The 23,134-nt window shown below is 62.8% G+C and carries 24 protein-coding genes; 9 read left to right on the plus strand and 15 right to left on the minus strand.

What is annotated here, in order from left to right; all coding sequences use genetic code 11:
* Nucleotides 1-48 precede the first annotated feature (48 nt).
* The 6 genes from ACFWYE_RS16365 to ACFWYE_RS16390 all read right to left on the minus strand — a co-directional run bounded on the left by ACFWYE_RS16365 (nucleotide 49) and on the right by ACFWYE_RS16390 (nucleotide 5,558).
* Nucleotides 49-1,842, minus strand: coding sequence for a diguanylate cyclase (locus ACFWYE_RS16365; RefSeq protein ID WP_379061559.1), 1,794 nt, complete (start codon nucleotides 1,840-1,842; stop codon nucleotides 49-51).
* 148 nt (nucleotides 1,843-1,990) lie between these two features.
* Complete coding sequence (locus tag ACFWYE_RS16370; RefSeq protein ID WP_379061561.1) at nucleotides 1,991-2,581, minus strand: histidine phosphatase family protein; 591 nt, start codon at nucleotides 2,579-2,581, stop codon at nucleotides 1,991-1,993.
* Nucleotides 2,582-2,629: 48 nt separating this feature from the next.
* Entirely contained in the window at nucleotides 2,630-3,448 is an 819-nt protein-coding gene (fabI, locus tag ACFWYE_RS16375) for an enoyl-ACP reductase FabI (RefSeq protein ID WP_379061563.1), read from the minus strand.
* A 130-nt stretch (nucleotides 3,449-3,578) separates the two neighbouring features.
* Entirely contained in the window at nucleotides 3,579-4,040 is a 462-nt protein-coding gene (locus tag ACFWYE_RS16380) for a GNAT family N-acetyltransferase (protein WP_379061565.1), read from the minus strand.
* A gap of 110 nt (nucleotides 4,041-4,150) precedes the next feature.
* Nucleotides 4,151-5,089: a DnaJ C-terminal domain-containing protein gene (locus ACFWYE_RS16385; RefSeq protein WP_379061567.1), complete on the minus strand. Its 939-nt coding sequence runs from the start codon at nucleotides 5,087-5,089 to the stop codon at nucleotides 4,151-4,153.
* Nucleotides 5,090-5,174: 85 nt separating this feature from the next.
* Complete coding sequence (locus ACFWYE_RS16390) at nucleotides 5,175-5,558, minus strand: RT0821/Lpp0805 family surface protein (protein WP_379061569.1); 384 nt, start codon at nucleotides 5,556-5,558, stop codon at nucleotides 5,175-5,177.
* A 120-nt stretch (nucleotides 5,559-5,678) separates the two neighbouring features.
* Between ACFWYE_RS16390 and pdxH the strand changes: the two genes are divergently transcribed.
* The 4 genes from pdxH to ACFWYE_RS16410 all read left to right on the plus strand — a co-directional run bounded on the left by pdxH (nucleotide 5,679) and on the right by ACFWYE_RS16410 (nucleotide 9,120).
* Nucleotides 5,679-6,296, plus strand: a complete 618-nt coding sequence (pdxH, locus tag ACFWYE_RS16395) for a pyridoxamine 5'-phosphate oxidase (RefSeq protein ID WP_379061571.1) — start codon at nucleotides 5,679-5,681, stop codon at nucleotides 6,294-6,296.
* Between the two features lie 204 nt (nucleotides 6,297-6,500).
* Nucleotides 6,501-7,853, plus strand: coding sequence for a serine hydrolase (locus tag ACFWYE_RS16400; RefSeq protein WP_379112754.1), 1,353 nt, complete (start codon nucleotides 6,501-6,503; stop codon nucleotides 7,851-7,853).
* Nucleotides 7,854-7,917: 64 nt separating this feature from the next.
* Nucleotides 7,918-8,550, plus strand: a complete 633-nt coding sequence (locus ACFWYE_RS16405; RefSeq protein WP_379112757.1) for a LysE family translocator — start codon at nucleotides 7,918-7,920, stop codon at nucleotides 8,548-8,550.
* Nucleotides 8,551-8,673: 123 nt separating this feature from the next.
* On the plus strand, nucleotides 8,674-9,120 hold the full coding sequence (locus tag ACFWYE_RS16410) for a BA14K family protein (RefSeq protein WP_379061577.1): 447 nt from the start codon (nucleotides 8,674-8,676) through the stop codon (nucleotides 9,118-9,120).
* 76 nt (nucleotides 9,121-9,196) lie between these two features.
* Here the strand turns inward: ACFWYE_RS16410 and ACFWYE_RS16415 are convergent, their stop codons facing one another.
* From ACFWYE_RS16415 to ACFWYE_RS16425, 3 genes are all read right to left on the minus strand, one after another.
* The gene (locus tag ACFWYE_RS16415) at nucleotides 9,197-9,952 is read right to left on the minus strand and encodes a crotonase/enoyl-CoA hydratase family protein (protein WP_379112760.1); all 756 of its coding nucleotides are present in this window, start codon (nucleotides 9,950-9,952) and stop codon (nucleotides 9,197-9,199) included.
* Nucleotides 9,953-9,977: 25 nt separating this feature from the next.
* Complete coding sequence (locus ACFWYE_RS16420) at nucleotides 9,978-11,747, minus strand: acyl-CoA dehydrogenase (RefSeq protein WP_379112763.1); 1,770 nt, start codon at nucleotides 11,745-11,747, stop codon at nucleotides 9,978-9,980.
* A 216-nt stretch (nucleotides 11,748-11,963) separates the two neighbouring features.
* Entirely contained in the window at nucleotides 11,964-12,977 is a 1,014-nt protein-coding gene (locus ACFWYE_RS16425; RefSeq protein ID WP_379112766.1) for an NAD(P)-dependent alcohol dehydrogenase, read from the minus strand.
* A gap of 92 nt (nucleotides 12,978-13,069) precedes the next feature.
* On the opposite strand from ACFWYE_RS16425, the gene ACFWYE_RS16430 reads away from it, so the two are divergent.
* The gene (locus tag ACFWYE_RS16430) at nucleotides 13,070-13,930 is read left to right on the plus strand and encodes a LysR family transcriptional regulator (RefSeq protein WP_379061584.1); all 861 of its coding nucleotides are present in this window, start codon (nucleotides 13,070-13,072) and stop codon (nucleotides 13,928-13,930) included.
* A 103-nt stretch (nucleotides 13,931-14,033) separates the two neighbouring features.
* Nucleotides 14,034-15,176 (plus strand): glycoside hydrolase family 25 protein, encoded by a 1,143-nt coding sequence (locus ACFWYE_RS16435; protein WP_379113133.1) that lies wholly within the window; start codon nucleotides 14,034-14,036, stop codon nucleotides 15,174-15,176.
* Nucleotides 15,177-15,197: 21 nt separating this feature from the next.
* Here ACFWYE_RS16435 and arsC read toward each other — a convergent pair whose 3' ends face one another.
* Complete coding sequence (gene arsC / locus ACFWYE_RS16440; protein ID WP_379112769.1) at nucleotides 15,198-15,611, minus strand: arsenate reductase (glutaredoxin); 414 nt, start codon at nucleotides 15,609-15,611, stop codon at nucleotides 15,198-15,200.
* Nucleotides 15,608-16,885 (minus strand): phosphoribosylamine--glycine ligase, encoded by a 1,278-nt coding sequence (gene purD, locus ACFWYE_RS16445; protein WP_379112771.1) that lies wholly within the window; start codon nucleotides 16,883-16,885, stop codon nucleotides 15,608-15,610. Before purD ends, arsC begins: the two co-directional genes overlap by 4 nt.
* Between purD and ACFWYE_RS16450 the strand changes: the two genes are divergently transcribed.
* Together ACFWYE_RS16450 and ubiA are read left to right on the plus strand one after the other, a co-directional pair.
* On the plus strand, nucleotides 16,847-17,572 hold the full coding sequence (locus ACFWYE_RS16450) for a GNAT family N-acetyltransferase (RefSeq protein ID WP_379112774.1): 726 nt from the start codon (nucleotides 16,847-16,849) through the stop codon (nucleotides 17,570-17,572). The two genes, purD and ACFWYE_RS16450, sit on opposite strands and share 39 nt — an antisense overlap.
* Nucleotides 17,573-17,749: 177 nt before the next feature.
* Nucleotides 17,750-18,733, plus strand: coding sequence for a 4-hydroxybenzoate octaprenyltransferase (ubiA, locus tag ACFWYE_RS16455; protein ID WP_379112777.1), 984 nt, complete (start codon nucleotides 17,750-17,752; stop codon nucleotides 18,731-18,733).
* A gap of 89 nt (nucleotides 18,734-18,822) precedes the next feature.
* On the opposite strand, the gene ACFWYE_RS16460 is transcribed toward ubiA, so the two are convergent.
* The 3 genes from ACFWYE_RS16460 to ACFWYE_RS16470 form a co-directional block, all read right to left on the minus strand.
* On the minus strand, nucleotides 18,823-19,389 hold the full coding sequence (locus ACFWYE_RS16460; RefSeq protein WP_379061594.1) for a DUF6101 family protein: 567 nt from the start codon (nucleotides 19,387-19,389) through the stop codon (nucleotides 18,823-18,825).
* 181 nt (nucleotides 19,390-19,570) lie between these two features.
* Nucleotides 19,571-20,995, minus strand: a complete 1,425-nt coding sequence (locus tag ACFWYE_RS16465) for an FAD-binding oxidoreductase (RefSeq protein ID WP_379112780.1) — start codon at nucleotides 20,993-20,995, stop codon at nucleotides 19,571-19,573.
* A 9-nt stretch (nucleotides 20,996-21,004) separates the two neighbouring features.
* Entirely contained in the window at nucleotides 21,005-21,976 is a 972-nt protein-coding gene (locus ACFWYE_RS16470; protein WP_379112784.1) for an L-threonylcarbamoyladenylate synthase, read from the minus strand.
* 153 nt (nucleotides 21,977-22,129) lie between these two features.
* Here ACFWYE_RS16470 and ACFWYE_RS16475 point away from each other — a divergent pair, with 153 nt between their 5' ends.
* Nucleotides 22,130-22,513, plus strand: coding sequence for a hypothetical protein (locus ACFWYE_RS16475; RefSeq protein ID WP_379112787.1), 384 nt, complete (start codon nucleotides 22,130-22,132; stop codon nucleotides 22,511-22,513).
* 312 nt (nucleotides 22,514-22,825) lie between these two features.
* On the opposite strand, the gene ACFWYE_RS16480 is transcribed toward ACFWYE_RS16475, so the two are convergent.
* Nucleotides 22,826-23,116 (minus strand): hypothetical protein, encoded by a 291-nt coding sequence (locus tag ACFWYE_RS16480; protein WP_379061603.1) that lies wholly within the window; start codon nucleotides 23,114-23,116, stop codon nucleotides 22,826-22,828.
* Nucleotides 23,117-23,134 lie beyond the last annotated feature (18 nt).

Below are 23,134 nucleotides of genomic sequence, written 5' to 3' on the forward strand. Positions count from 1 at the left end.
ACCGTGTGACTGACACCTTCGGTTGAAGTGCTGCTCGCGGTGCCCGCGTCACTGCGGAGCCGAGCTTTTGATCTGGCTTGCCACCACCGTCCTGTTGCGACCGGCGGCTTTTGCCTTGAGCAGGGCCGCATCAGCACGTGTGACAAGCGTTTCGATCGAGCCATTCTGCGGAGCTGCCGCAACACCGATGGATGTCGACACCGTGCCGAGAACCCGACCGGAATGGGAGAGCGTGGTGTCACCGATTTTCATCCGCAACGCATCCGCAAGCTCTGCAGCTTCCTGTTCATCAAGCCCGGGCAGGAGCACGGTGAATTCCTCGCCGCCGAAACGGTAGGCACTACCGGTTGGGCCTACGGTCTCTCGCAAAGTCTGCCCGACATACTGCATGACCAGATCTCCCGCGTCGTGCCCGAACTCGTCGTTGAAGCGCTTGAAATGGTCGATATCGACCATCAGGCAGGCGAGCTGTTCGCCGCTGCGGTCCTGCTTGTGCTGCAGCAGTGTTTCATCCAGGAAGCGACGATTGAAGAGGCCGGTAAGGGGATCGCGCACGGCAAGCTCGATCAGTTTTTCCCGCAATTGCAGGTTTGCGATCGCCAGGCCGACATTCTCCGCTATCAATTCGAGGTAGAGCCTGGCGCCACCGGGCCCGAGCGCCCTCTCTCCACGCTCTTCCGTATAGAGAAGACCGATCATATCACCCTGGGCCGTCAGCGGCATGCAGAGCGCGGTTGGGCCCGACGCTTCGAGGTGTCGGCATGGAACGTCGGAGCCGTTCGTCCCGCTTTCGTGAGAGCGGCCGCGACGAAGCCCCCAACAGGCGGAAGCGAGAAATGCCGCCTGCGAACGTTGGGGTTCGAGCCATACGCCGGCCCGCGTCAGGGCAGTCCTGCTGTCGTTGAGGATGTACAGGCCTCCGGCGAGGTCGGGAAATATCTCGGGAATGAAGCGAACCACGACCTCGGCAAGCTCCGCCTGGTTCTGGCATGCCTGTACCCGGTGCATCATTTGCAGGATCATGTCCTTCGTACGCTGGTCTGCCCGTCGTTCGGCATCCAGCCGCTCGCGCTCGATCAAATTGGTACGGAATATCCCGATCGCCTCGTTCATCTCGCCGATCTCGTCGGCGCGTCGACCAACCGGCACCTCGACCGTGTAATCCTGTTTGGCGAGCCTGCTGACGATCCCGGTCATCTGCATCAGCGGCTTCACGACCCGTCGCCTCAAGACGAAGTAAAGAACGGCGACGAACAGCGCGCCGGTGACCGCGAGCATGATCTTGGCGACCAGGCTCCACCAGTTGCTGCGGTCCCGCGCCGCTTCGAGCTGCGCTCCCGTACGTGCCGCAGTCAGGTCCCGAAAATGCGCGACTGTCTGGACAAGCGCGCTCTGGACCCGCTCGTACTCCGCCCCGAACAAGCCCTCCTGGGCAGCGATCTTGTCTCCACGCCGAAAGGCCTCGATCGCGGCCGCTTCGATCTTGTCCAGTGCATCCACATCCCGGACAACCGCCTTCAGTGCCTCCGCCTCGCCCGGCGCCAATCCCCTGGCAGCCAGCTTGCTTGCCGTTGTCTCCGCGCTCCGTTCCGAGTTCTCCTGCGTGCGGAACGCCTCGAGGTAGCGCTGGTCGCCACGCATCACGTAGAGTCGCGCCTCGTCACTTCCAAGCTCGGCGCCGAGCGCGAGATCCTCGGCGAGCGTATCGAGCGCCAGATGTTCTTCGACCGCAGCGCGCTCCTGGAGGGCGCTGTGAGAAGACATCATGAAGGCCCCGCCCGAAAGCGCGGTCAGGACCACGGTGATGCCGTAGGCCCAGTTGGTGATGGAGGTAATTCTCATCTTCTTACGGTGCCAGCCGCTATTTGAAGCAGGAATGAGGAGAAGTGCTCATGTCCAATACGGAACGATCGAACTGCACTATGCTCTAACTCTTCGTTTTTACGCACTTCCAGATGCAAAACCGCCGCGTTCGTCATCTGGAATGATTTCAGAGCCATTCCAGACGACGGCCTTGCACCCGCAGAACCTGGTCTTGCGGAACTTCCAGCGAGGCTGCTTCATCTTTCGAAGCCCCGGCGATCATCCGAAACAGGCAACGTATCACACCGCCATGCGTGACGCAGACAGTGTCACGTTCCATTGCCTGGAATACCGGCTGGATGCGCGACAGCAGCTTCTGATAGCTCTCCGCGCCCGAGCCTGGCGGCGTGAAATCCCATTTGTCCTCGCCACGGGCTCGGCTCGCGCCCGGATAACGGGTTTCGAGTTCGGGATAGGTAAAGCCCTGCCAATCACCGAAATTGAGCTCGACGAGCCGCTCGTCGGTCCGGTAGCCAGTCGGGTCCTGCCCCATGGCGGCGCGCAACAACTCCATCGTCTCGCGCGTGCGCAGCATCGGGCTGGAGACGTAATCGAAATCGGCCTTCGCGTCACCGATCAGATCCGCGAGCTTACGCCCATTGCCCGATGCCTGCCGGCGGCCGAGGTCGTTCAGATCGGTATCGGCCTGACCCTGCAAGCGATGCTCGGCATTCCAGTCGGTCTGGCCGTGGCGCACGACATAGATAAGCGCAGACATGGCGCGCGAACGATCTCCGGTACGATGCTGGAATGCCGGGCGGAAGTCTCAGTCCTTCACAACGGAGATATCCGGCGCGTCGACGGCCTTCATGCCGACGACATGATAGCCTGAATCGACGTGATGGATTTCGCCGGTGACGCCGCGCGACAGGTCCGACAGGAAATAGAGGCCGGAATCGCCGACCTCCTCGGGCGAGACCGTGCGCTTCAGCGGCGCATTATACTCGTTCCACTTCAGGATGTAGCGGAAGTCGCCGATGCCAGAGGCTGCGAGCGTCTTGATCGGACCAGCCGAAATGGCGTTGACACGGATGCCCTTGGCGCCGAGGTCGACGGCCAGATAACGTACGGACGCCTCCAGCGCCGCCTTGGCGACACCCATGACGTTGTAGTGCGGCATCACCTTCTCGGCGCCGTAGTAGGTCAGCGTCAGCATCGAACCGCCATTGGTCATCAGCGGCTCGGCACGTTTGGCAATGGTGGTGAAAGAGAACACCGATATGTCCATCGTGCGCAGGAAATTGTCGCGCGTGGTCTCGACATATCGTCCGGTCAGTTCCTCCTTGTCGGAGAAGGCGATGGCGTGAACCACGAAATCAAGCCGGTCCCAGAGCTTGGCGACATTCTCGAACACCATGTCCAGGCTTTCCGAATCGGTGACGTCGCAATGGCCAACGACATGAGCGCCGAGTTCCTCGGCCAGAGGCTCGACACGCTTCTTGAATGCCTCGCCCTGATAGGTCAGCGCGATGTCCGCGCCATGATCCACACAGGCCTTGGCAATGCCATAGGCAATCGAACGGTTGTTGGCGACGCCGAGGATAAGGCCGCGCTTGCCGGCCATCAGGCCCTGTCCACCCACCATATGAGCGCTCTCCGCATACTGATCCGCTTTGAACTGCCCTATCGCACAGGCGCTTGAAGCCTTCAAGCGATGATGACACGGCCCGGCGGTGCTGGCCGGCCGCGTTTAGCCGACAGGCAAAGCTGCCGGATCAGAAAAGCCTACGGTAGACCACGAAGCCGGAGCGCTCGGCGACATGGTCGTAAAGCCGCATCGCCTTGTGATTGGTTTCGTGGGTCTGCCAATACACCCGACTGGAGCCCGCCTCGCGAGCACGGTCGTAGACCCCTTCGATCAGTGCCTTGCCGATCCCCTTGCCGCGCGCGTGCTGCGACGTGAACAGGTCCTGCAGGTAGCAGTTCGGCTCGATGGCGGTGGTCGAGCGATGGAAAAGATAGTGCGTCAGCCCCAGCAAGCGGTCGCCGCTTTCCGCGACCAGCGCATGCACCGGCTCATAGGCATCGAAAAACCTCGACCAGGTCATTTGCGTGATCGCTTCCGCAAGCGCTGTCGGCCCGGAACGACCGTAGAAGGCGTTGTAGCCTTCCCAGAGCGGCAACCAACGATCGAAATCCTGGCGAAGGATGGGGCGAACAATGACTTCCGTGGACATGAAGAGGTGCCGCTGCTGTGAATGTCAGCGGCATTGCTACTCACGGTCCTCTTCGCTGCAATGGATTGGCTGATCCAATCTTTTGGACCAGAAACTCCAACGCGTGCAGCTCAGCCTTGTTTCTTGACCAGCGCTTCCAGTTCCGGATCACCGCCTTCCGGCAGCATGATGCGGACATGGGCATAAAGATCGGCGTGACCGCCCGCCTTTTCGGGCAGTCCGCGTCCCTTGACGCGCAGCACCTTGTCGGAGCTCGACCAGGCCGGCACGGCAAGCGCGATACGCCCGGTCGGGGTCTCGACCGCTACCTTGGCGCCCGTGACCGCGTCGTGCAACGATACCGGCAGGTCGACATGCAGGTCGCGACCCTCGATGCGGTAACGCGGATGGCGGCGGAACCTGATCTTGACCAGCGCATCGCCCGGCTGGCCGTAACCCTGCTCGCCCTGTCCCTTCAGGCGAATGGTCTGGCCGTCTTCGACATAGACTGGCAGTTTCACGGCGACCTTGCGGCCGTCCGGGAAGATCGCAGTCACCTTCTCGGCACTCGCCGCTTCCTCGATCGTGACATCCAGCGCCACGTTGATGTCGCCGCCAGCCGGTGTCTGCCTGCGGCGCTCGCCGCCACCGGCGGCATTTGCGCCAGCGGCGCGCTGCTGGCTGAAGGCGTCGCCAAAAATCTGGCTGAAAATATCACCTGCCCCCTCGCCGAAGGGACTACCGCCGCCGGAGCGAAATTCAAAATGCGATGCACCCGGCCCCTGCTGACGCCGGAAACCGGCGAAGGGATCGCCACCGGCGGCATTCTCGAAGCCCTGGAAGCGCGGCTTGCCATCGGCGTCGATCTCGCCGCGATCGAAAGCCGCACGAGCCTTCTCGTCGCCGAGAATCTCATAGGCCTGGTTGGCCGCAGAAAAGCGGTCCTTGGCCTTGGGGTCGTTCGGGTTCTGGTCCGGGTGGTGCTTCTTGGCGAGTTTCCGAAACGCCGATTTGATGTCCTTGGACGAGGCGTTCCTGGCAACTCCCAGCACCTCATAGGGGTCGCGCATCAATCCTGCTCATTGAACGGGTGAATTCAGAGTTGTGTTCTATATGCGCCTTGATAGGAAGAAATTCCAGTGGCAGCGGGGAAAATCAGAGCGCCCTGAAATCCTGTGTCTGCCAGGTACCGACAGGCGTCATGCAAATCGCCCCCTTATACATGGTGACGCCGTCATAGCTTTCGCGCGAGACGTCGAACTGGCGGCAGCGGCCCTTGGTGGCATCGCCGGTCTCGGCCAGCGCGGTGATGGTGCCGCGGGAACCGGTTGCGGAATTGGCCCAGGGAACAGCCTGATTCGCCGGTCCCTGCAGATCGGCGGAAGAGGCCGCGTTGCGGATCGTTGCTTCGTCCGACGCCATGCCGGTGTCGGTGGCGTTGCTCGCGCCCGTCGAGATCGAGCCGGTAACGATGGAGCGGTCGACCTCGGCCTTCTCCAGGCTGAAGCCACCGGTGCCGCAACCGGCAAGGACAAGCAACGCACAAGGTGCCGCCGCCCTCAGACAGGACGAAAGGAAAGTGCCCACTGGCCGGCTGTCAAAAATGTGCGCGATGCGCGACAATCGGCAAATCCTCGGCCAGTTCACATCGGAAAAACTATGAACGAGACAGTCTTAACAACAGGTGACTTTACGGAGAGCGCGGAGCCTTTCCGGCTGTTCGCCGCCTGGCTGGACGATGCCTCGAAATCCGAACCCAACGACCCCAACGGCGTGGCGCTTGCGACCGTCGACGCCGATGGCATGCCGGACGTGCGCATGGTGCTGCTCAAGGGCTTCGACGAACATGGATTTGTCTTCTACACCAATTTCGAAAGCGCCAAGGGACGCGAAATCCTGGGCAGCATGAAGGCGGCGATGTGCTTCCACTGGAAGTCGCTGCGCCGTCAGGTGCGGGTGCGCGGCCCGGTCGAGATCGTCTCGGACGCGGAAGCGGATGCCTATTATGCGTCGCGCCCGCGCGGCAGCCGGATCGGCGCCTGGGCCTCGAAGCAATCACGTCCGCTGGAGAGCCGTTTCGCACTGGAGAAGGCGGTCGCGGAATACACGGCCCGCTATGCCATCGGCGATATCCCACGCCCCAAGCACTGGTCAGGTTTCCGCATCCTGCCGCAGACGATCGAGTTCTGGCACGATCGCCCGTTCCGGCTGCACGATCGCATCGTGTTCAGCCGCAACGCCGAAGGTGGTTGGGATAAGAATCGCCTTTATCCATAATCATTTGCCGCCCATTGCACACGCAGCCGTCCACCACCACATCCGCTCGGACTGGGGTGTCAGGAGAAACGAATGCTGCGTTTGCTGCCAGAGCGTTTCCGTTTTTCACGGAAACGCGGAAACACTCTCCCCTTTTGTCCCTATGCAATTCCGGACGCAAAACCGCTGCGCACTTTTGCTGGAATTGCTTTAGGAGGACTGCTCGTGATCACCACACAATTTGGAGCCAAGGCACAAGAGAAGTCCCCCATTCCGCCAGACCCCGAAATCCGCCGCATGCTTGAACAGCGCATCGATGTCGAAAAACAGAGCCTCGGCATCGTCATCGACGCCAACGGCCGCCGGACAATCGCCCATGGTCGCTTCGGCGCGGATGACGCCCGCAAGGTGGATGGCGACACGGTCTTCGAGATCGGCTCCATCACCAAGGTCTTCACCGCGCTGGCCCTGGCCGACATGGTTGAGAAAGGCGAGGTCTCGCTAGACGACCCGGTGGCCAAATACCTGCCGACCAACGTGACGGTGCCGGAGCGCGACGGCAAGACCATCACCCTCAGGGAGCTGGCCGTTCACATGTCCGGCCTGCCGCGCCTGCCCGACAATCTCGCGCCCAAGGACCAGGACGATCCCTATGCGGACTATACGGTCGAGCAGCTCTACAGCTTCCTGTCCGGATACAAGCTGCCGCGCGATATCGGCAGCGAGTTTGAATACTCAAATCTCGGCTTCGGCCTGCTCGGCCACGCGCTGGCCGCACGCACCGGCACCGACTACGAAGGGCTGATCACCCGTCGCATCATCAAGCCGCTCGGCATGGACAGCACCGGGATCACGCTTTCACCAGCCCTGGAGGCGCGGTTCACACCCGGCCACGACCAATCCCTGCACGCCGTGCCAGCCTGGCGGTTGCCGACGCTGGGTGGGGCCGGCGCCTTGCGCTCCAGCACAAACGACATGCTGATCTTCCTTGAAGCCGCGATGGGCAAGCGGGAAACACCGCTGCAAACCGCTTTCGCGCTCAGCGAAACGACACGACGCGACCTTGGCGGCGACGGTGCGCCCCAAATGGGCCTCGGCTGGATGATCACCAGGGTCGGTGACGACGAGATGATCTGGCACAATGGCGGCACAGGCGGCCACCGCTCCTTCATGGGCTTCCTGGTCAAGGCGAAAGTCGGCGTCATTGCCTTGTCCAACACGTCTACGGAAATCGGCGTCGACGACATCGGCCGGCATCTGCTCGACCCTACCGCCAAACTCACGGAAGCACCCAAGGCAAGGGTGGCTGTGACCATCGATACCGCCCTCTACGATCGTTACGTCGGACGATATCAATTGGCACCGAATTTCATCCTGACGATCAGGCGTGCGGGAGACCGGCTGATGGCACGGGCAACGGGTCAGCCCGAGATCGAAATCTTTCCCGAAAGCGAGCGCGAGTTCTTCTACAAGGTCGTGGACGCCCAGATAGGTTTCGAAGTCGGCGACGACGGCAAGGCCAAGCGACTGACCTTGCATCAGAACGGCGCCGACATGCCGGCGGAGCGGATCGAGTAGACGCTGTTCGCGCAGCACGGATCGTGTAGGATTTGCCGGTCACATCTCAAGGGAAAGACCGGCAATGACCTTGTTCCTGGCATTCCTGGGCGTGTCGTTCATCGTCATCGCCACGCCCGGACCGGATACCGCGATCACGATCCGCAACAGTTTGCTCGGCGGCCGTGCCGCCGGGCTGATGACAGCTCTGGGCATCGCTTGCGGACAAGCGATCTGGGCACTCGCAACCAGTGCCGGCGTCGTTACCTTGGTGACAGCCTCGGAACCGGTCTTCCTGGCAGTCAAATATGCCGGCGCGGCCTATCTGGTCTTTCTCGGAATCCAGGCGCTACGCGAGGCGTTCTGGCCGACGACTAGCGGCCATGGCGATGCCATGCCGCAAGCTCAGACCCGGCTGTCCGCTGTTTCCGCCTTCCGGCAAGGCATCATCAGCGATCTCGGCAATCCCAAGATGGCGGTGTTCTTCGCCAGCCTGTTGCCGCAGTTCGTTCCCGCCGGCAGCGCCACTTTCTCGGCCTTCCTTTTCCTGGGCGTCGTCTTTTCGGTGCTGACCTTCGCCTGGCTCGCATTCTACGCGGCGCTCATCGCCAAGGCGGGCGACTTCCTGAGACGGCCGAAGGTGCGACGCACGATCGAAGGCGTGACCGGAACGTTGCTGATCGGGCTCGGTGTCCGTATTGCCGCCGAGCATCGCTAGACGGCCAAGTACGAAGGCATTTATCCTGACATTACAAATATTTAATGCAGGCGTTCAGGTTCGGTTCACACCTCGGCTGCGAAGTTCCTCGCATCCGAAGTTTCTAACCGAACGAGGAATGTGATGAAAAAGCTGATTTCCACCCTTTGCGCGGCTGCGACCGTGTTCACCGCCTTTGCCACTTCGGCGACACCCGGCCAGGCAGCTCCAATGCAAAGGCCTACCGTCGAAACGAGCACCGACATCCTGCAGGTGCAGAACCGCCGCGGCTTCTATCGCGACGGCGACCGTTATTATTACAACGGCCATCGCGGCTATCGTCAGGCCCGGCCGGGCTGGAAACGCCACAATGGCATGTGGTTCCCGCCGGCCGCCTTCATCGCCGGGGCCATCATCGGCGGCGCGATCGCCAATCAGGGGCGCCCTGTCTATCGCCCGGCCTATCCGGCGCGGCTGAGCAACGCGCATGTGCGCTGGTGCTACGATCGCTACCGCTCCTATCGGGTCTCGGACAACACCTTCCAGCCCAATTACGGGCCACGCCAGCAGTGCATTTCGCCCTACCGGTAAGCGGACAATTCAGCCCGAAAATCGAATTCGGTTTTCGGGCTGATCGTCAGGTCCACAATTTTGGCCGTCTGCTCGGCTAACCCGCCTTCTTGCGGTTCATGAAGGCCATGAAAGCGGCGCGGGCTTCGTCGGACTGGAGACGCTCGCCGAAATGCCGCCCCTCCTCCTCGATGCGCGCGACGACCTCCTCGCGCGAACCGAGCATCAGGTCGCGAGCGATTTTCAGCGCCTGCGGCGGCTTGGCCGCTATTTCCTCGGCCTTGGCAAGCACTGCCGCCTCCAGCGTATCCTCATTGACGATCGCGTAGATCAGGCCGGCCGCCTTGGCGCGCTCCGCCGAGAAGCCTTCGCCCAATCCGAGCAGCGCGAATGCATCCTGACGTCCGATGATGCGGGGCACGAGCAGGCTCGACGCCGCTTCCGGCACCAGGCCGAGATCGACGAAAGGGGTGCGGAAAATGGTGCGTGGCGTGGCGAAGGTCACATCGCAGTGCAGGTTGAGCGTGGTACCGATGCCGACGGCAATACCGTCGACGCCAGACAGCAGCGGCTTTTGCGATCGCGCCAGCGCCAGCAGGAAGTCCCATACCTCGCGGCCACCTTCGCCGCCGGTGGCGATGGTGAGGAAATCGGCAAGGTCGTTGCCGGACGAAAATGCACCCGGCAGGCCGAAGAAGACGGTGGCGCGCACCTGCGGATCGGCATCCGACTCGACCAGAGCCGCCGCCATCGCCGCATACATGGCGCGGGTCAGCGCGTTCTTCTTGTCGGCCCGGTTCATGCGGATGACCTGAACCGCGCCGTGGCGCCCGACTATGATGTGATCCGTCACGATTGTCTTCCTTCGTTGTGAATGGTCAGGCCGAGATCAGTGCCTTGCCGGCTTCCGCCAGGCTTTCGGAGCCACCGAGCACCCGCTCCTTGAGTGCCGAGGTCTCCCCCAGCATGTTCTCGGCATAGAAACGACAGAGCGGCAGCCGCTGCTCGGAAACGAGTGCGCCACGTGCCAGATAGGCGCCGCCCGCAGCCAGCGAAATCAGCCTGAGATATGGCGTAGCTCCGGCAAGGGCGGCTTCCTGACGACCATCGGCAAGGCATGCCTGCAGGAAGTCGGTCGCTTCCGCGAGATCGGCCAGCGCGCGGTCGAGCAGGTCTGCCGTACGACCGAAACCGGGGCGGTTCGACGCACGCGCATCAGCGGCCACCGCCCTCAGTTCATCGATATAGCCGTGCACATGCCGGCCGCCGCCCAATGGCAGTTTGCGCGTCACCAGGTCGATCGCCTGAATGCCGTTGGTGCCTTCATAGATCGGCGCGATGCGCGCATCGCGATAGTAGGCGGCAGCTCCCGTTTCCTCGATGAAGCCCATGCCGCCATGGATCTGCACGCCGAGCGACGCGACATCGACGCCGGCATCCGTCGAGAAAGCCTTGGCCAGCGGCGTGAGCAGATTGGCACGGTCGCGCCAATGCCCGGCCGCTTCGCTTTCGGAAAGGTGCGCCATGTCGAGTGCGTGCGCGCAGCAATAGCTGATCGAACGCGCGATCTCGGTCAACGCCTTCATGGTAAGCAGATTGCGCTGTACGTCGGCGTGATGGATGATCGGCGCCATGCCGTTGCCGGCATAGCTGGCCGCCTTGCCTTGCCTGCGCTCGTTGGCATAGGCAAGCGCCTTCTGGTAGGCGGCCTCGGCCACGGCCACACCCTGCATGCCGACAGCGAGGCGGGCGTTGTTCATCATGGTGAACATGCAGGCGAGGCCCTTGTTCTCCTCGCCGATCAGCCAGCCGATGGCGCCGGGCGTCACACCTCCGAAACCGTCGCCATAGATCATCGTGCATGTCGGCGAGGCGTGAATGCCAAGCTTGTGTTCGATGCCGGAGCAGAACACATCGTTGCGGGCGCCAACCGAACCGTCCTCGTTGACCAGGAATTTCGGCACCAGGAACAGCGATATACCGCGCGTGCCGGCGGGCGCGTCAGGCAGTCGCGCCAGCACCAGATGCACGATGTTGTCGGTGAAATCGTGCTCGCCATAGGTGATGAAGATCTTCTGGCCGAAGATGCGATAGGTGCCGTCACCGGCAGGCTCTGCCCGAGAGCGCAACGCTGCGAGGTCCGACCCCGCCTGCGGCTCCGTCAGGTTCATCGTGCCCATCCATTCGCCCGATACCAGTTTGGCGAGGTATCTTGCCTTGAGTTCGTCCGAGGCGTGCTTGTGCAGCGCCTCGACCGCGCCCATGGTGAGCGTCGGACCGATGCCGAAAGCCATGGCGGCCGAGTTCCACATCTCGAGTGCCGCGACACCCAGCATGTTTGGCAGTGCCTGCCCCCCGAACTCCTCGGGGGCAGAGAGGCCGTTCCATCCACCGTCAATCCAGCGACGGTAGAGGTCCTTCCAGCCGGCGGGCGTAGTCACGGCGGCGTCCTTCAATACCGCCCCGGTCTCGTCACCGATCTTGTACAGTGGCGCCACCTCTTCCGTGGCGAAACGCCCCGCCTCTTCCAGCACCGCGTCGACCAGATCCTCGCCGAGCTCGCCGAAGGATCCGGCATCGAGAGCCGGCTTCAACCCTGCGACATGTTTCAACGTGAAGGCGATATCCGCAACCGGTGCCCGATACATGCCGTCTCCTCCTTTGCTGCCACGCGATCCTGCCGCGTGCCCACGTTGCAATGCAACAGTGCTATGGTGCAATGCCGCCGGCAGATATACTTTTACGTAAACGTCAAACTTTGTCACGTGGATTTGTGAGGGTTTCAACCGGAGCGGAGCCGAAAGCCAAAATCACGGGAAGCCTCCGGCAGAGCCGATAATTCCCTGCCTGGCAAGCCGCCAGCCCTATTCGTGCACCAAGGCGACCTTACCGAAATGCGACCCGCTCTCCAGGTGGCGAACCGCAGCCGCGACTTCAGTCCAGTTGAACGTCCGGTCGATCACCGGTTTCAGGTCAAGCGCCTCGATCGCGCGGACCATCGTCTCGAAGGATTCGCGGGAACCAACCGGGATGCCGCGAACCTGGACCTGCTTCCTGAAGATATCGAGCGGGTTGATCGTGCCATCCTTGCCGCCAAGGTAGCCGATGACATTGATCTGTCCGCAACGTGCCGATGCCTTCAGTGACTGCTCGAAGCTCCGCGGCCCTCCCACTTCGATGACATGATCGACACCGCGCCCGTCCGTCAGATCGAGAACAGCGTCGGCCCATTGCGGGTTCTGGCTGTAGTTGACGCCGGCGAAGGCGCCCATCGCCTGGGCGCGACGCAGTTTCTCTTCACTGCTGGACGTGACGATGACCCGTGCCCCGTTCGCCTTCGCGAAAAGCAGGGCAAAAAGCGCAACGCCGCCCGTGCCCTGAACCAGAACAGTGTCACCAGCCTTCACCGCCCCCAGAGTAACCAACGCGTGCCATGCAGTTACTGCAGCACATGGCAAGGTCGCGGCTTCGACATCGCTGAGGTTCTTCGGCGCCAGCACCGCGGCCTGTTCGTCGAGCACTGCAAAATCCGCAAGCAGGCCGTCGATCGGGCCGCCGCGCTGATAGGCTGGTTCTGCCATGCGGAACGAGCCGCCAGCCCAGCGCTGCCAGAAGGTCGAGCAGACACGATCCCCTATACCGAAACGCGTCACCTCCTCGCCGATCGCAACCACCTCACCCACACCATCCGACAGCGGCACGAGCGGCAAGGCAAAGGCGGTGTGATAACTGCCGTTGACGATCTCGACATCACGATAGTTGAGGGCTGTGGCTCGGACCCTGATCAGGATTTCCTGGCGGCGCGGTACCGGCTGCGGTCGATCAACGACACGGAGGTTTTCGACGCCTGGCTTCTGCTGCAATACGATCGCTTTCATCAGCGGTATCTCCGTTTTTGACACCGCCAAAATGGCCTTGCACTATTCGACGTTCAAATTCATATTATGCAAAATAACTATGTCTGTTTTGCATGATTGAAGAGCTCCGTACCTTCGTCCTGTTTGCCGAGGAAGGCTCGATCCAGAAGGTGGCGCAAAGACTGCCGCTGACGCAGCCCGCTGTCAGCCGCCAGATCCAGCGACTGGAGCAGGCGCTTGGAGTCCAGCTTCTCGACCGCAGGCAAAAACCACCAAAGCTGACGCCGACAGGCGTGGATGTTCTGGCGCGAAGCCATGAGATCCTGGACGGTTTCACCAGGCTGAAAGCCATCGCCACTACGCCAGAGCCGGAAGGTGTGTTCCGCCTCGGTCTCGTCAATGGCCTCGCCCATCACAGCCTGGCAGAGCACATCGCGGCCGTCATCGCCCGCTTTCCACATGTGTCGCTGCGCCTCAAATCGGGCTGGAGTGCCGATCTCGCCGAACAGCATCGCCTCGGCCTTCTCGACGCGGCAATTCTGCTCTCGGACAGGTCCCGGTTCTACGACGCCGACCCCATCGGCGAGGAGGAACTGGTGACCATCGCCTCGCCCGCATTGATCGCAAGGGGAGACCCGCAACAGAGCAGCTGGGTGTTGAGCCCGGAACCCTGTGACGCGCGTCGGCGCCTTGCTGGCCGCCTTGCCGAACAAGGTCGTGCCTTGCTTGTCGCCGCAGAGATCGAGGATGCCGGCCTGCAGATGGGACTGGTGCGGCAAGGACTGGGGCTCGGGCTTTTTCCGAAGCGCCTGCTCGACCGGACAAAACCGGAAGGCATCGAGCCGGTCGAGGTCGCATGTGCAAATCTGAAGCTCGACGTCCTGATGGTGCGCTCACCACATCTCGGCTCGATGGCCAAGGTCGCGGACGACCTGGCCGACGAAATCCGCGCATTCCTGAGGATATCTCCTTAGCCAATAAACGGCAGGAGAACCTTTCATTAACCATGGCCGTTCAGGATCGACCGTCAGAGAGCGGGGTACGCCCTTGAACGGCCGCACGCGACAGTTCTTCCGCATGGCAACGCTGGCAGCAGGCCTGGCGGCGGCGACGGGCGCGGCCACGGCGTCGGACTTTTCCGAGCCCTGGAAAAAAGAAGACCGCGCACTCGTCATCGACGCCTACGAATACAATCCCATCGACTGGAACGCGCTTGCCTCGGACAAGCGGATCGTCGGCTTCATCAACAAAGCCTCGGACGGCATGCCGCCGCCCTATTCCTGCACCGGCACGGAGACCGAGCAGCGGCTGTGCAAGGCGCTCTGGCGCCGGCATGCCGTGGCACGCGAGCTGTTCCAGACACGCAAGGTCGTCGCGAAGGCGCTGGGGCTGGAATGGGGCGCCTATCACCTCGCCCGTCCGGGCAATCCGGTCGAGCAGGCCGACAATTTCATTGATTTCGCCGAGCCCGGTCCTGACGACCTGCTTGCCCTCGACATCGAGGACAACGACCCCGAAAAATGGATGTCGCTGGAAGACGCGGAAGAGTTCGTGCGGCAGGTGCACAGACGTGTCGGCCGCTTCCCGATCCTCTACACCAACGAGGTCACGGCAAGCCACATTGCCGCCAACCGCTATCGCTATCGCCTACTGTCGCGGCTGCCGCTCTGGTACGCACGCTACAAGCCGGAAGTCGGCGCCAGTTTCCCGAAAGGCCACTGGAACGGCTATGCACTCTGGCAATTCGCCGCGCAGGCCAATTGCGGCCGGCTCTCATGTCCGTATCGGGCCGCCGGGACGCCCAATGACATCGACATCAATGTCGCACCGATGGACGCAGCCGAATTGCGCGACCAATGGCCGTTCGGTGCGCTCATCGATGTGCCGGTCGACTACCTCGCAAGCGTGCCGGTGCCGTTATCCCGGGAGGCTGGCATGCGCGGTGAACGCGTCGCCTATGCGGCGGTGGCGGCACCGCCGACGCTGGACGAACTGGGTGCTGCGCTGACGGCGCGCTGGATTGCCTTGCGCAACGCATTCCGCCGCCCGCCCCTGCTGGTGGCAAAACAGATGCGCGGCATAGCCGGCTATGTCGCGGCTGTGCGGCAAAGGACGCAGGCTGTGCTGGTCTCGCAGGGCATGCCGCCGGCTGGCATCGATCCGATCGCGACAGGATCCATCAAGCCTGCCAAAGCGGCCACCACGCCGGCGGATCGCTGAACTTCCGAAACAACAGGCCGGCTAACGGTGGATCGAGGTGTGCACGACCTCGCCATCTTCCTTGACGAAATCACCGATGTCAGGATTGGCGAGCACTTCCAGCACTCGCTCCGAAGGCCGGGCCAGAACGACACCCTTTTCGGTCACGACGATCGGCCGATTGATGAGGATCGGGTATTCCATCATGAAGTTGAGGATCTCTTCGTCGCTGAAGCGCGGATCATAGAGCCGCAACTCCGCATAGGGCGTATCCTTCTGACGCAGCAGCTGCTTTGGCTTCATGCCCATCAGGCGCAGCAGTTCGACCAGCCTCGCACGCGACGGCGGCGTCTTCAGATATTCGATGATCTGGGGTTCCTCGCCGGAAGCACGGATCATGGCCAGCGCGTTGCGCGAGGTACCGCAGGCGGGGTTGTGGTAGATGGTGACGCTCATCGCCCCTCTTCGCGTTCGACCGCGCGCCATCCGATGTCGCGGCGGCAGAAGCCCTGCGGCCAGTCGATGCGGTCCACGGCGGCATAGGCGCGCTTCTGCGCTTCTCCGACGCTGCGGCCGATGGCCGAGACATTGAGCACGCGACCGCCATTGGCAACCAAGGCACCTGCATTGACCGCGGTGCCGGCATGGAAGACCTCCGCGCCCTCGGCCCGGGCCACATCGATGCCGCGGATCACCGACCCCTTTTCGGGCGTGCCGGGATAGCCAGACGCTGCCATCACCACCGTAAGTGCCGCCTCATCCCTCCAGCGTACCGACATATGGCCAAGCTGGCCATCAGCGGCGGCGTTGAGCAACACGAGCAGATCGTCCTTCAACCGCATCATCAGCACCTGGCATTCGGGATCGCCGAAGCGGGTGTTGTATTCAATCAACCGCGGTCCCTGGTCGGTGATCATCAACCCGGCAAACAGCACACCAGCAAAAGGCGAACCAAGTTCCGCCATGCCGCGCATGGTTGGCTCGATGATTTCGCGCATGGTGCGCTCGATCATGTCAGCCGTCATCACCGGTGCCGGGGAGTAGGCACCCATGCCACCGGTGTTGGGGCCGACATCACCGTCGCCGACACGCTTGTGATCCTGCGCCGTGCCGAAGGGCAACGCCGTCGTGCCGTCGCAGAGGCAGAAGAAACTCGCCTCTTCGCCGGTCATGAATTCTTCGACCACGACTTCGGCTCCCGCACTGCCGAACGAACCGTCGAAACACGCGTTCAGCGCCTCCATCGCCTCGGACAAGGTCATGGCGACTGTAACCCCCTTGCCGGCGGCAAGCCCGTCGGCCTTGACGACGATCGGCGCCCCGACTTTTTCGACATAGGCGCGCGCATCGGCGAGATTGTCGAAACGGCCATAGGCAGCGGTCGGGATGTTGAAGCGGGCGCAGAGATCCTTGGTGAAGCCTTTCGACCCCTCCAGACGCGCTGCCGCCTTGGAGGGTCCGAAGACGCGGATGCCAGTGGCGCGCAGATCATCGGCGATGCCGGCAACCAGCGGTGCTTCCGGACCGACGACGACGAGGTCGATCTTCATGTCGCGGCAGAATGCAGCCACGGCGGCATGATTGCCAATGTCGAGCGCAACGAGCTCCGCCTGTTCGGCGATGCCGGGATTGCCGGGCGCGGCGTAAAGCCTGGTAAGTAGCGGCGAGGCGGCGAGCTTCCAGGCCAGCGCGTGTTCGCGTCCGCCGGAACCGAGGAGAAGAACGTTCATGTCGGCAACCTCGCCCATCCGTGTAGCCAGCTCTGGCTATTGGCGATGACGCGGCAGGTCAAGGCGCGATCATCCATATCAACCGCTACGGCATTGCCGACGGGCGGCTGGCTGCCTATCTGCGCGCAACAGACAACAGGATTTGTCATGCCCGTCTCAATCGAACGCGCCGATCCCCTCCTTTTTGCCACCGCGGGCAAGGCTGACTTCAGCTTCGAGGTCGATGCCTATCTCGAACCTGCCTTTGGTAGACCTGTCTCCGAATGGCGGCGGATTGCCACCGAGCCGTATGTGAAGAGCTACAACAAGGCCGACGAAGACGACGGCGAATGGGATGACGACAGTGTGCTGTTCGTCGCCCTGCTGGATGGGGCGCCGATCGGACGGCTTTCTGTCACCCGCAACTGGAACGGCTACGGCCTGCTCGACAATTTCGGGGTCGATCGCCCGCACCGCACCGGCGGCATCGGCCACCGCCTGTTCGAGCACGCCAGGAGCTGGGCACAGGAGCTGGGCTTGCCCGGGCTCTCACTCGAAACCCAGAACAACAACCTCACCGCCTGCCGTTTCTATGAGCGGCAGGGCTTCGAGCTTGGCGGGATCGACCGGTTTTTCTATCGGGGGCTCCATCCCGACACCCGCGAGATCGCATTGTTCTGGTATCTGCCGTTCGCGCCACAGGCCTAGAGCATTTTGTAGCCAACTGGAATCACTTGGCGTTACAAAAATGCGACGAAAACAAAAACTTAGAGCGTTTCCGCGTTTCCGTGAAAAACGGAAACGCTCTAGGCAGGCAGCCCGATACAAGGCTGCGAGACACCATGTCTGCTTGACGCCCGCCCCACAGCCTGCCACTCCACGGCGATGGAAACCATACAGTCGAAATCGGCCCAGGGACGTGTCGCCGACGCGCCAAGCGGGCACTGGGTCTATCGCGTGCTGCCGCGCTGGCTGTGGCCCTATGCACAGCTTGCGCGCTGGGACCGGCCGATCGGCTGGCAGTTGCTGCTGTGGCCCTGCTGGTGGTCGGCCGCACTTGCGGCCAGTGCCTATGCGCGGCCGGAAGACAGCCTGCTTTCGCTGCTGCCCCTGCCTTCGACGCTGATCCTGTTCCTGCTCGGCGCCATTGCCATGCGCGGCGCCGGCTGCACCTACAACGACCTTGTCGACCAGGACATCGACAATCAGGTGGAGCGCACCCGTTCGCGCCCGCTGCCGTCCGGCAAGGTCAGCCGCAAGCAGGCCTGGACCTTCCTGATCCTGCAGGCGCTGGTCGGGCTGGTGGTGCTGGTCCAGTTCAATGGTTTCGCCATCCTGCTCGGCGTCTGTTCGCTGGCGGTCGTTGCGATCTATCCGTTCCTGAAGCGCTTCACCAACTGGCCGCAATTCGGGCTCGGCCTTGCCTTCTCATGGGGGGCCCTGATGGGCTGGGCAAGCGAGTTCGCCGATCTCGATGCCCCTGCCTTCCTGCTCTACATCGGTTCGATCCTCTGGGTGATCGGCTACGACACGATCTATGCCCATCAGGACAAGGAAGACGACGCCATCGTCGGCGTGCGCTCCACTGCCCGCCTGTTCGGCGAACACACCAAGTCCTGGCTGGCCGGGCTCTATGCCGGCGCGCTGATGTGTTTCGCCGTCGCCTTTGCCTCGGCACAGGTACCGGTCGTGGCGCTGGCGGGGCTGATCGCCGCCGGTGCGCACATGACGAGGCAGATCGTGACGCTCGACATCGACAATCCGGAGCAGTGCCTCAAGCTGTTCCGGTCGAACAACCAGGTCGGCTGGCTGATCTTCGCCGGCCTGATCGGCGGAGCTGTCTGGGTGGCGGTAAAGCCGCTGCTCTAGCAATCCGGTGGTGTTCCGCTGCAAATACAAAAGGGTCAGCAACTTCGAGCCGCTGACCCTCGCTTCAAGAATGCACTGCAGACGCCACTCTATTCGCGGGCGATGATCTCTTCGCCGCCAATGACCAGCCTGAGACCGAGATTGCCGGTGCGGCGGCGGGCCAGGAAGCGTGGGCGGCGCGTGGTAGAGATGCGCCCCTTGCGGCGGGCACGCGGCGGCTGCGTCTTGATCGCGGCACCGAGCGACTCCTCCAGCGTGCGGGCGACACCGTCCGCTTCGATCAGCAGCATCGGCAGGCCGAAGGCTTCCGCCCAGGCGCGCCAGTCGGCGGCGATGTCGTCGAGATCGTCGGCAACCAGCAGCGGCACCGACAGCATCGAATCCGTGTGCAGCAGTTCCAGCGTCACGGTGACATTGCCGTCCTCGTCTTCCATGGCGCGCGCGGCAACGCCACGAAACGCTCGGGCCGGCAGGGCGATCACGACGGGCATGCCGCTCATCTGCAGCTTGCGCCGCATGACGGCGCCGCGCCGGTCGATGGTGAGTGTGATGTCGCCGGCGTCGTCGCGGGCGGCGTAGCTCACCACCTGCGGCAGGCGAAACGGGTCGAGGCGCATGTTACGCCCAGCCCAGACTGGTTTCAGTCCGGTGTTCATGGATGCCTTCCTGTCTCTCCTGAGAGCCGGGTATCCCGGTCATCTCCGTGCGGGTTTTCCCGCCTCGTTATGGGGAGAGACTAGCGGCGGCTCCTTACCGGCCCGCTTAAAAAAGTCGGTTAAATTTTGCTGATCTTCCAGATGGTTATCGGAATCCCACCAAAAGCAGCATTCGAAACCATCAGATAACCTTACCAGGATTCATGATGCCGGCGGGATCGAAGCCCGCCTTCACCCGGCGCATCAGCTCGATCGCCATCGGCGGCGCGGTGGCGATCAGTTCGTCGCGCTTCAACTGGCCGATGCCATGTTCGGCCGAGATGGAGCCGTTCAACGAACGCACGACATCGTGCACAGCCTTGTTCATCGGCCGGTAGAGATCGAGGAAGGTCTTATCGTCACCGTCGATGGGCCGGGAAATGTTGTAGTGCAGATTGCCGTCGCCCATATGGCCGAAGCAGACGACACGGGCACCGGCACTGACCGAGGCGACCGCCTTGCCGGCGCGCTCGATGAAAGTCGGGACCGTCGCGATCGGCACGGAAATATCGTGCTTGATCGAAGCGCCTTCCGCCTTCTGCGTTTCCGGCAGCGTCTCGCGGAAATTCCAGAAGGCATCGGCCTGGGCGAGGCTCGCGGCAATCACCGCGTCGTCCGCAAGGCCACTTTCCAGTCCTTCCGACAGGATGTCCTCGATCAAAGCCCTGGCGTCCTCGGCGGAACGACCGGAGGAGACCTGCATCAGCACATACCAGGGCCAGTCGTCGGCCAGGGGACGGATCACACCGGCGCCGTGGCGCAGCGTGAAGTCATAAGGAGTTTTGGCAATCAGCTCGAAAGCGGTCAGCGCCGGCCCCGCGCGGTCTTCAGCCAGATTGAAAAGGCCAAGCGCCGCTTGTGGCGACGACAGCCCGACAAATGCGACCTCGCGCCCCTTCGGCTTGGGAAACAGCTTCATGACGGCGGCGGTGATGACACCCAGCGTGCCTTCGGCACCGACGAACAGGTTCTTCAGATCGTAGCCGGTGTTGTCTTTCTTCAGTTTGCGCAGATCGTCGAAAACCTCTCCGGTCGGCAGCACCACTTCGACACCCAGGCAAAGCTCGCGTGTGTTGCCGTAAGCGAGAACGCCCGTGCCGCCGGCATTGGACGAGAGATTGCCGCCGATCTGGCACGAACCCTGCGCCGCCAGCGACAGCGGGAACAGGCGGCCGGCGGCATCCGCCGCCTCCTGCAACGTCTGCAGGATGACACCGGCCTCTACGGTTGCGGTATTCGACTGCACGTCGATCTCGCGGATGCGGTTCAGCCGCGAGAGCGAAAGCACGATCTGATGTCCGGACGCATCCGGCACCTGCGCGCCCACCAGCCCGGTGTTGCCGCTCTGCGGCACGACCGGCGTGCGCGTCTCGGTGGCCAGGCGCATGATGCGGCTGACTTCCTCGACACTGCCGGGTCGCAGCACCAGCGGCGTCCGCCCGTGCCAAAGCCCACGCCGTTCGATGAGATAAGGCGCAATATCCGTCTGGTCGCGTAACGCATATCTGTCGCCGACGATGTCGGCGAAACGCTGGAGCAGGCTGGACGAAAGATCGGTGTCGGTCATGCCCAAGACCTAGGACGCCGCGAGAGGTTTGTCACGCGGCGCGGCAGCCCGGGCGAGCCGGTCGTTGATCGCCTCGCCGAGTCCGTCCCGAGGCACCGGCTCGACGGCGATCACCGCCGCGCCAGCGCGATCGAGGTCCTGCATGAAAGCGAACAGATTGGCAGCGGCCTCGGTGAGGTCGCCGCGCTCCGACAGGTTTTTGATGGCAACGGCGTCCTGCCAGCCGGCAGCGCGCGTCGGACCGAACGCTAGCAGCGCTTCGCCCTGCTCCACCTTTTCAGCATCGAGCCGCATTGCCGCGCCCGGCGCGTAGTGCGAGGCCAGCATGCCCGGAGCCTGGATGCCGCTGGCGCCGCGCAGCAATCCGGAACCGGCAACCGCCTCGATGTCGGCGGCTGCGATGCCGCCTGGGCGCAGGAGACGCAAGCCGCCCTGCTCCGGCTTGACGATGGTCGATTCCAGCCCGACCTGCGTCGCGCCGCCATCGACGACCAGCCTGATACGACGCCCCAGATCGTCAGCCACCGCACGCGCGGTCGTGGCGCTGATCCGGCCTGACGAATTGGCCGATGGCGCCGCGAGTGGACGGCCGAGACGACGGATAAGCTCTCCGCCGAAGCCCTTTGGCATACGCAGCGCAACCGTATCCAGCCCTGCGCTCACCAGCGGATGGATGCCGGCCTCCTGGCGCAACGGCAACACCAGGGTCAGCGGCCCCGGCCAGAACGCTTCGGCCAGTCTGCGCGACAGCGGATCGAAAATCGCGATACGCTCGGCCATCGCCATGTCCGCAACATGGGCAATCAGCGGATTGAAACGCGGCCGGCCCTTGGCTTCGAAGATGCGGGCAACCGCCTGGCCGTTGGTTGCGTCGCCGGCGAGGCCGTAGACGGTCTCGGTCGGAATGGCCACAACCTCGCCCGCCTCGAGCAGAGCTAGCGCCGGTTCCAGAGCTTCGGATGCGGATATGATGTCAGCCACGGCACAACCTTTTCTGAGCGGCTGCGTAATACGCGGCGTGGTTATGGGCAAGCCTCCCGCGCCTATCGCTAAAATGCACGTGACCAGCGTAAGCCGATATCAACAGGATTGCCCTAGGGTGCCGGATGGGAACTCGGGCAAGGGTATATCTTCATGCGTGGCATGGCGGTCGCATTTTTCGGCCTGTGGATCGCAGGCACCGCGCAGGCATCGTCGCTGGTCTATTTCAGCGACGCCGCGCCAGCGGCAACACCTTCGGTGATTGCCCCCGCCGCCGATCCAACGGTGGGCAGATCAGTGGTACAGGCCGGTGAAGGCGAGATGCCGGTCACGCAGGAGAAGGTTTCAGCCATTCCGGAGCGGAGTGGACCGGCAGGCGCGACCATGGTGATCCGCGATGGTGTGGTGGGAGCTGCATTGCCGCGTCACGTCGCCAAGCCGGCAATGGCAAACGGCAAACTCCCGGCAACGGCGGTATCCGCAAAAACCGGCAGGGACGGTCTGGCGGGAGAGCACAAGCCCAAGGTGACACGCTAGGAGCGATTCCAGGAAAAGTGCTTAGCGGTTTTCCGTCCGGAATTGCGTGAAAACAAGAGTTAGAGCATTTCCGCGTTTCCGTGAAAAACGGAAACGCTCTAGGAGCAATTCCAGGAAAAGTGCGTGGCGGTTTTGCGTCCGGAATTGCGTAATAACAAAAGTCAGAGCGTTTCCGCGTTTCCGTGAAAAACGGAAACGCTCCAGACGCGTCGTCCAGGCGGGCAAGACGGCAACGGCCACCCTGCCCGCTCGACGAGTTCGGTCATCACAGCATTTGACGACGTGAAGCCGTCCGGCTGTTCACAACCTGGATCAGGCTGCGGCCTTGGCCTCGTCTTCCTCGCCGTCTTCCTCGGCAACCTCTTCGCCATCTTCCGACTCATCCTCGTCCTCGGCAGCTTCGTCGCCATCCTCGGACTCGTCTTCATCGTCGGAAGCGTCTTCGGCTTCCTCGCCGTCGTCGTCCTGCTCGTCCTCATCGTCCGAAAGCACGACCTCGTCGTCGTCATGAGCTTCGAGTTCGTATTCAGGGGTAGCTTCGAGCAGCGCCTCGTCAGAGGCCAGGGTGTCTTCAATCATTTCGGGTTCGGTAACGAATGTCATGAAAGCCTCCGTGGGTTC

It is taken from the genome of Mesorhizobium sp. NPDC059025 (assembly GCF_042739655.1).
In the GTDB taxonomy this organism is placed as follows: domain Bacteria; phylum Pseudomonadota; class Alphaproteobacteria; order Rhizobiales; family Rhizobiaceae; genus Mesorhizobium.

Coding starts and splice junctions, on each gene's coding strand:
- ACFWYE_RS16385 (WP_379061567.1), bottom strand. CDS start 5,089: ATGCGCGACCCCTATGAGGTGCTGGGAGTTGCCAGGAACGCCTCGTCC.
- ubiA (WP_379112777.1), top strand. CDS start 17,750: ATGGAAACCATACAGTCGAAATCGGCCCAGGGACGTGTCGCCGACGCG.
- ACFWYE_RS16420 (WP_379112763.1), bottom strand. CDS start 11,747: ATGTATCGGGCACCGGTTGCGGATATCGCCTTCACGTTGAAACATGTC.
- ACFWYE_RS16425 (WP_379112766.1), bottom strand. CDS start 12,977: ATGAAAGCGATCGTATTGCAGCAGAAGCCAGGCGTCGAAAACCTCCGT.
- ACFWYE_RS16370 (WP_379061561.1), bottom strand. CDS start 2,581: ATGTCTGCGCTTATCTATGTCGTGCGCCACGGCCAGACCGACTGGAAT.
- pdxH (WP_379061571.1), top strand. CDS start 5,679: ATGAACGAGACAGTCTTAACAACAGGTGACTTTACGGAGAGCGCGGAG.
- ACFWYE_RS16435 (WP_379113133.1), top strand. CDS start 14,034: ATGGCAACGCTGGCAGCAGGCCTGGCGGCGGCGACGGGCGCGGCCACG.
- ACFWYE_RS16430 (WP_379061584.1), top strand. CDS start 13,070: ATGATTGAAGAGCTCCGTACCTTCGTCCTGTTTGCCGAGGAAGGCTCG.
- ACFWYE_RS16475 (WP_379112787.1), top strand. CDS start 22,130: ATGCGTGGCATGGCGGTCGCATTTTTCGGCCTGTGGATCGCAGGCACC.
- ACFWYE_RS16380 (WP_379061565.1), bottom strand. CDS start 4,040: ATGTCCACGGAAGTCATTGTTCGCCCCATCCTTCGCCAGGATTTCGAT.
- ACFWYE_RS16465 (WP_379112780.1), bottom strand. CDS start 20,995: ATGACCGACACCGATCTTTCGTCCAGCCTGCTCCAGCGTTTCGCCGAC.
- purD (WP_379112771.1), bottom strand. CDS start 16,885: ATGAACGTTCTTCTCCTCGGTTCCGGCGGACGCGAACACGCGCTGGCC.
- ACFWYE_RS16460 (WP_379061594.1), bottom strand. CDS start 19,389: ATGAACACCGGACTGAAACCAGTCTGGGCTGGGCGTAACATGCGCCTC.
- ACFWYE_RS16365 (WP_379061559.1), bottom strand. CDS start 1,842: ATGAGAATTACCTCCATCACCAACTGGGCCTACGGCATCACCGTGGTC.
- ACFWYE_RS16410 (WP_379061577.1), top strand. CDS start 8,674: ATGAAAAAGCTGATTTCCACCCTTTGCGCGGCTGCGACCGTGTTCACC.
- ACFWYE_RS16405 (WP_379112757.1), top strand. CDS start 7,918: ATGACCTTGTTCCTGGCATTCCTGGGCGTGTCGTTCATCGTCATCGCC.
- fabI (WP_379061563.1), bottom strand. CDS start 3,448: ATGGTGGGTGGACAGGGCCTGATGGCCGGCAAGCGCGGCCTTATCCTC.
- arsC (WP_379112769.1), bottom strand. CDS start 15,611: ATGAGCGTCACCATCTACCACAACCCCGCCTGCGGTACCTCGCGCAAC.
- ACFWYE_RS16480 (WP_379061603.1), bottom strand. CDS start 23,116: ATGACATTCGTTACCGAACCCGAAATGATTGAAGACACCCTGGCCTCT.